Source organism: Protofrankia symbiont of Coriaria myrtifolia, assembly GCF_900634755.1.
Classification (GTDB): domain Bacteria; phylum Actinomycetota; class Actinomycetes; order Frankiales; family Frankiaceae; genus Protofrankia; species Protofrankia coriariae.
The window spans coordinates 10,213-16,957 of sequence record NZ_CAAAFS010000355.1; the positions used below are offsets into that span (position 1 = coordinate 10,213).

3 protein-coding genes and 2 pseudogenes are annotated in these 6,745 nt (G+C 72.6%); 1 reads left to right on the plus strand and 4 read right to left on the minus strand.

Annotated elements, in window-relative coordinates; genetic code table 11:
* The 4 genes and pseudogenes from CM1CMNOD_RS20705 to CM1CMNOD_RS20715 form a co-directional block, all read right to left on the minus strand.
* Nucleotides 1-983: pseudogene (locus tag CM1CMNOD_RS20705) on the minus strand (hypothetical protein); the annotation flags it as partial.
* A 35-nt stretch (nucleotides 984-1,018) separates the two neighbouring features.
* On the minus strand, nucleotides 1,019-1,486 hold the full coding sequence (locus CM1CMNOD_RS20710) for a hypothetical protein (RefSeq protein ID WP_013875543.1): 468 nt from the start codon (nucleotides 1,484-1,486) through the stop codon (nucleotides 1,019-1,021).
* Between the two features lie 383 nt (nucleotides 1,487-1,869).
* Nucleotides 1,870-2,037 (minus strand): hypothetical protein, encoded by a 168-nt coding sequence (locus CM1CMNOD_RS22040; RefSeq protein WP_157491056.1) that lies wholly within the window; start codon nucleotides 2,035-2,037, stop codon nucleotides 1,870-1,872.
* A gap of 1,879 nt (nucleotides 2,038-3,916) precedes the next feature.
* Entirely contained in the window at nucleotides 3,917-5,473 is a 1,557-nt protein-coding gene (locus tag CM1CMNOD_RS20715; RefSeq protein ID WP_013875545.1) for a glycosyltransferase, read from the minus strand.
* 805 nt (nucleotides 5,474-6,278) lie between these two features.
* On the opposite strand from CM1CMNOD_RS20715, the pseudogene CM1CMNOD_RS20720 reads away from it, so the two are divergent.
* A pseudogene (locus tag CM1CMNOD_RS20720) lies at nucleotides 6,279-6,745 on the plus strand (peptidase S1); the annotation flags it as partial.

Consider the following 6,745-nt stretch of genomic DNA (forward strand, 5'->3'; position numbering starts at 1 on the left):
GCGGTGGCGCGGAAGTCCCGGACGCTGAGACCGCCGGTGCGCAGCGGGGTGGGCGGGGCCGTCCCCCACGCCTCGAGCAGGACCGTCACCAGGCGGACCAGCGCGCCGGCGGCAAGAGCGGCGGCGCCGTCGACCTGGCCGAGATCGATCTGCCGGCCGGCGAGCGCGGGCGGGTCGACGTGCAGCTGTCCCGCCGGCCGGTCGCCGCGCAGGGCCAGGCCCACCTCCCGGGGGAGTTCGACCGTCTCCTCGTCGACGCCGACGAGCAGGCCCCGGGCGAGCAGTTCCTCCACCGGGGTGCGGGCGTCGGAGGCCGCGAGCAGGCGCCCGGCGTCGCCGGTGTGCCCCAGCGCCGGCCCGGTGGCGAGCCGGTCGAGGATCTGGCGGGCCCGCGGGCCGCACTCCTCGACCAGCCGGGCCACCCGCTCCCGCCCGGCCAGCACGGTGGTCAGCTCGTCGAGCAGGGCCGAGCGGGTGGCGGCGCCCCGGTTCCGGCGCGGGTCGACGCCGACCGCGGTGGCAAGCCGGGCCAGCTGGGTGTGCCGATGGCTGCCCAGGCACGCGCGCAACGGCCGGCCGAGCCCGAGCGGCCGCTCACCCAGCAGGTCACGGACCATGCCGACAAGCACGATGGCCGAGTCGTCCCCCCACACCAGCCCGCGTTCGCGCAGCGCCGTCAGGGCCGCCGTCACGTCCGCGCCCCCGCAGAAGGTCGACAGCTCCGCCGCGCTCACCGTCGGCGGGAGCAGCGTCAACGCCTCGCAGACCTCGAGGGTGAAGACGTCGAGCCGCTCGAGCGCGCGGGTAACGCTCACTCGGATCTCCAGCCGGGCAGCGAGGACGTCGAAGTCGGGCGGGGGCGGGGTGGCCAGGTCCGGCCGCAGGGTGAGCAGCCGGTTCAGCGCGTCATCCGGCAGGCCGCGCAGCCACCCGGCCAGGGTGGTGGGCACGTCGGAGCCGTCCGCCGGTATGGACACCCTCACAACGGTATCCGGCTGCGTGGAAGGCTTGACACGCCCTATCGTCCATCATCAAGATCGAATTCGTCGCTCACGGACACCGGGACCCGACCCACGCCGACCTGGGCCGTACCGACCTGGTCGAGCACCCAGCCGCCGCTGACGTTCCAGCGCAGCACGGCAACGGCCGGATCAAGATCATATTCATGTGGTCGAAGCGCGACGAACGCCCAGTCGGGCGAGCCGGTGGAAATCCTGATGGAGTCCACCTGGAGGCGGCCGTGGGGGACGGCTGCGACCAGCGGGCTGGCGAAGACCGCCCGGGCGATCGCGTCGACCTCCTCCGCGGTCGGCTCCCGACCGGGCGGGGCAGGAGCGGCGCCGGCATCCCGGCCGGCCCGGATGGCGGCCGGGGCTAACGCCCTGGCATGGGGATCCTCGGCTGCGGGAGCGTCCGCGTCACGACCGGCCGCCGGGCGGATGACACGTGGGCCGTTGCCGTGTGGACGCGTGGAATGTGGACGCACGCGAAGCCTCCTGCCGCGGATGACAGGTCGGGACGTTACCCGGCCAACATCACGCCAAGTCGCACATGCTGTGACAGAGCGCGACAGACCCGTCTATGCAGATTCACATGCAGGAGCCCCGAGCGCAAGGGCCGGGAACCGAATTCCTCGCACGGCGACCATCACAATGACCAGCCGCGAAACAGCGACTAGCGTGTACGGGCTATTTGGGAGCTGTTCACCGATTTGCCAATATCTCTCCTGGTAACGGAAAATCGAGACACAATAAAACACTACCATCCGACATATTTATCAATATATGGACAAGTCGCCGACCGAGAACGGCGATCGCCAAAACCTTCGATCATCAGAACCCCGGCCAGCGGCACCGAGAACATCGACGATCAACGTTCCTTGTCGACGCTCTCGACAAGGAACGTCAGATTATGATCACGAGCCCAGTCGCTGACCCGCGACTGCATGCTCGCCGAGCCCGGCAGCGCGACGGCTCGCCCGATGGAAAACCCGACGACCATGACAACGATCATCAGCAGCAGACCCAGCAGGCTCACCATCCCCCGCGCGCGGGGGGGACGGTGCCGGGCGGACGCGGCACCCGCCCGGGCCCGGGCGTCAGCGGCCGCGTCAAAGCCGGAATCGGTATCAGCGTCGGAATCGTCGGGAGCGGCGGCGCCATCAGCGGCAGCGGCACGGGCCCCACCGGCGGATGCAACGTCCGCCCGGACGCGCTCGGTGCGCGCCTGAGCGGGACGACCGGCGGTAGCGGAACGGCCGTCCTCGCCGGGAAGCGTGGTGAATCGATCGGTGGCCTCGATGTCGTTCGCACTGGAGACGGGCTTGGCGGAGCCGCCCCACCCAGTCGATGGTCCGCGCCCCGCTGTCTCCCGACCCGCCCCGGCCGGTACCCGGGCCCCGGGCGGGCGAGCAATATGATCATTCTGCCGCTGGCTCTCCGGACGGGCTCGGTCACCGGCAACCGGCCCGCGCGCACCTGCCGCACCTGCCGCGCCCGCCGGACCGGAAGCCGGTCGCGCCCGGGCATCGGACCGGCCATGCGGGGCGGGGCGGGACCCCGCGGGCCCGGAGCCGGGCGGGAGCACCGGCGGACGCGGCGTCGCGGCCGGCGGCATGCCGGCGACTGCGGACGATCGGGGCGAGGGCGGTCCGGATGAACCGACCGGTTCCGCACCGCCATGACCAGGGCGCACCGCCCCTGGCTGACGGAGTGCGGCAGCGGCGGACGCGGACCGGGCGCCGTCTCGACCACGTTCCGGAAACGGGTTGTATCCCTGTGTGGGCTCTCCGGTGTAAGGCGGCCTTCCCTGGTCCGCACCGGGGCCGGCGCCCGACACCCGCTTCCGGATGGCCGGGTGCGCTCCCTGGTCGGGAAGCCCCCGCTCGGCGGGTCGCTGCACGACGGTGGTCATGTCAAGCGGATCAGGGCCATCGGGCCCGCGGGCTCCCCGCTGGTCGGGATAGCCCTCGGCTCGACGGGCGTCGCCGGCGGCCGGCCCAGGCCCGTGCCGTGCGGGCACGGGCGGAGACGGAGACGGAGACGGAGACGGAGACGGAGACGGAGACGGAGACGGAGACGGAGACGGAGCGTGCCCTCTCGGACGTCCGTTGGCAACCGGTGTGGGAGCAGCGCCGGCGTCCACACCTGGTCCATTGCCGCCCTGCCCGCCCTGCCGGCCCGGACCGGCCCGGCCCACGGGGGACGCCGTGGACCTGTAGCTGCCCGGCCCACGGCCGCTGGGTCCAGAGCTGCTGGGTCCAGGGCCGCCGGGTCTGTGGTTACCGACCACGGGCGTCGCGGACCGGTTGCCGCCGACGGGTTGGGCGCTTCTGGCGGCCCGGTCCGACAGGGTGGCGAAGGCAACCAGGCCCCTGCTCGCGGAAAGCGCCCGTATCTGGCCGAGGGCGGGCCGCTCATGCCCGTGATCCACCTGCGCCGCTCCCGCCACTACGGACCGGGACGGCGGCGGCTCAGCCACTGGGCGCCGCGACCCACCCGGCCCGGGCCGGGACGGGCCCGCCGGCTCGTTCGGCGGCCACGTCTCCTCGTCGTTACTATCCGCGATCTCACGCAGCTCACCCCGCGAGTCCGCTCGAGGATCACCTCGTCGGCCGCCCCGGGAGTCGGGGTCTCCTCGGACCACGCGAGTATCCTCCGGTCAGGTTCGCACGGCGGCGGTTGTGCCGATGTCGTCGGAACAGCGATATTAAGCGTATCCGCCACAGGTTTCCGCGACGCAACTCGCCCGGATCCTCACGGTTATACACTAACGCTTCGTAACCGACTTATGTCCGAATCCCGACACTCAACGAACCTGCTCCGCGACTCCCCTGACCACGGTCACGGCCGCGGTTTCTCCCACCGCGTGGCTCCTCCCACCGGCATCCGGTCAGAGCGCCACCTCGGTGGACGGGTCACCCCCGGTGGAGGTGACGCCCGGTGGAGGTGTCGCGGGGACGAGGGGAGCGGGCGGGGTGAAAGACCCAGGCCCGCATCAGCACGAACCGCACCACCGTGGCCAGCACGCCGCTGAGCAGCACGGTGACGATCTCGACGAGAACCCCGGACGACGACCAGAGGGCGTGCAGCAGCCCGAGCCCGGCGGAGGACACCGCGAGCCCCAGCACGAACACCACCCCGGACTCGGCGAACTGGCGCAGCGCCTCCTCGCTGCCCACCTGCCCGAACGTCAGGCGCCGGTTGGCCCAGGTGTTGCCCACCGCCGTGCCGAGCAGCGCGATGAAGTTGGCCGCGAAGGACGACGCCCCGCCCTCGCGCAGCAGCGCATAGGCGACGACGTAGGCGAGGGTCGAACACACCCCGATCGCCGCGAACGTCCCGAGCTGGCGGCCCATGTCACGAGGCAGCCGCGCGGCCCGGACCTGCGGTGGCAGGTCCACCCCGGCCCGGCCGGCGATGATGCGGCGCGCGACCCGGATCATTCCGCGGATGTCCTCCATCGCGGTCGCCACGACGTCGACCCGCGAGTCCGGGTCGTCGGTCCAGTCCACCGGCACCTCGTGGATGCGCAGGCCGTTGCGTTCGGCCAGCAGCAGCAGTTCGGTGTCGAAGAACCAGTGGTCGTTCTCGACGGCGGGCAGCAGCGCGCGGGCCACGTCCGCCCGCACGGCCTTGAACCCGCACTGGGCGTCCCGGAAGGAGGTGTGGAAGGCCACCCGCAGCATCGAGTTGTAGCAACGCGAGATGATCTCCCGCTTCGACCCCCGGACGACCCGGGACCCGCGGACGAGCCGGGAGCCGATCGCGACGTCCGAATGACCCGACAGCAGGGGCGCGACCAGGGGCAGGAACGCCTCCAGTCCGCTGGAGAGATCGACGTCCATGTAGGCCACGACGTCGGCGTCCGAGGACGACCAGGCCGCCCGCAGGGCCCGACCGCGGCCCTTGGCCTCCAGCCGGGCCACCCGGACCCGGTCGAGTTCGCCGGCCAGCCGCCGGGCGACGACCGGAGTGGCGTCGGTGCTGGCGTTGTCGGCGATCGTGATACGCCAGCCGAAGGGGAAGCGACGGGTCAGGTAGTCGTGCAGCCGGCGGATGCTGCCGTCGAGGGCCTCCTGCTCGTTGTAGACGGGGACCACCACCTCGACAAGCGGCTGTTGACGCCACCGCGCCGGTGGCGTCCCATACGGCTGCTGGCGCCACCGCGTCGGTGGCGTCCCGCACGGCTGTGGCGCCACCGTGCCCCGGGCCGCGGCCGGACCCCAACCGTCGGCTCCGGACGAGGCCTGCGACGGGATCGTCCGCGAGCCGTCAGGCCGGGCTTCCGCCAGGACGCCGGTGCTCCCGGGGGCGTCGGGCCCCGATTCCAGGTGGACGCCGGTAGGCGCGGCGCCGGCGGGCACACCACCGGCGGGCACAGGGGGCGTGACTCTGGCGCACGCGGAGCCGGTGGGCTCCGGGCCGGCGGACGGCGCGCCCGTGGCAGGGACCTCGAGGCCGTCGCCGCGCATGGGTAGCGCACAGGGCGATCCGGGCACGGCCGGACCGGCGGGGCGGTCGTCCCGAAAAGGTTTCGGCAGGTTCACACCTCCCAGCGTCGGCGACCGCGGTGAGAACGGGCTGAACCGTGCCTGAGAAGCTACTGAGTGGCTGTCACGGCGAATCCCTGGCCCCACCACGCGAGAACGGACGCGGCCGCGGAGCGCGGACGCGAAGCGGGAAACCGGAGAACGGGCCCGGGGCGGAAGGCGGTGCGCGGGTTCGGCCGCAATACCCGTCCTGTCGCAATACCCGTCCCGTCGCGCTTCCTGCCGCAGTGAAAGCATCCGTCATGGTGAAAACCCCGCTACGGAGGCGAGTCCCGGAAGGGGGACTTCGGGCGGGCGGAACAGCGGGCCGGACACGCAACAGCGGAAGGACACAGAAGGACACGGATGGATGCCCGGAACGTGGCGGCCAAGATCGTCGGCACAGGATGCCACCTGCGCCGGCATCCTGACAGCACACCTCGTTCCGTGCCGGGCTCCCTGCTTTCCCACCGTGGTTCGCTGTTTCCCACTGTGTTCCCCGCTACGGGTGTTCCCCGCGGCCGATGTTCCCCGCAGCCGGTTCCTCCCGGCGCCGTGTTACCGCGCTGCCTCCCACGGCCGTACGCTGCGTACTCTGCCGTCGTCGCCCCCGTCGGCGTGTGATCCCCCGGTGGGGGTGTCGGCCGGTGGGCCGTGTCGGGCGGTGGACACCGTCCGGTGCCACGTCTCAGCCGACTGTTGTCTGTACTTCAGTATTCACTCAGCTTGCGAGGGGAAGGTTCGTACCATGAGCACGCGGCCCCCCTTCGTCACCTTCGTGGACGGATCACCTTTGAACGCGCACGTATCCGACGACGGCATCGACGGCGTCGCGACCGGCTCGGACAGCCCGAACTGGGCGGCGCCGGATGCCGCCCCCTATCCCGTCGTCGACACGCGGCCGGCCCAGCCGGCCGTCGGCGGTGACCCACCGCCAGGCGGCCCGGGACAGGGCGGACCGAGCCCGGCGACGCCCTACGCGTCCGCTGGCGGGCAGCAGGCTCCCGCCAGCCCCGAAAACTCACCGTGGCAACGGCCGGTCGGCACGCCAGCCCCACCGTCGGCGGCCTCGTCGTCCGGTGGCGAGCCCCGCCCCTATGCCGGCGGGCCAGGCCAGCCGTCCGGCCGGGTCTGGTGGGGCACCCCGTGGAACACGCCGCAGGCAGGGGGGCCGGCCGCGGCTGGCGGCGGCGGCGAGGGAGCGTTCCCCCCGCC

What these genes read in the sequence shown, in the direction of transcription:
- CM1CMNOD_RS20715 (WP_013875545.1), bottom strand. Translation starts at nt 5,473, where the DNA reads ATGCGCGGCGACGGCCTCGAGGTCCCTGCCACGGGCGCGCCGTCCGCC.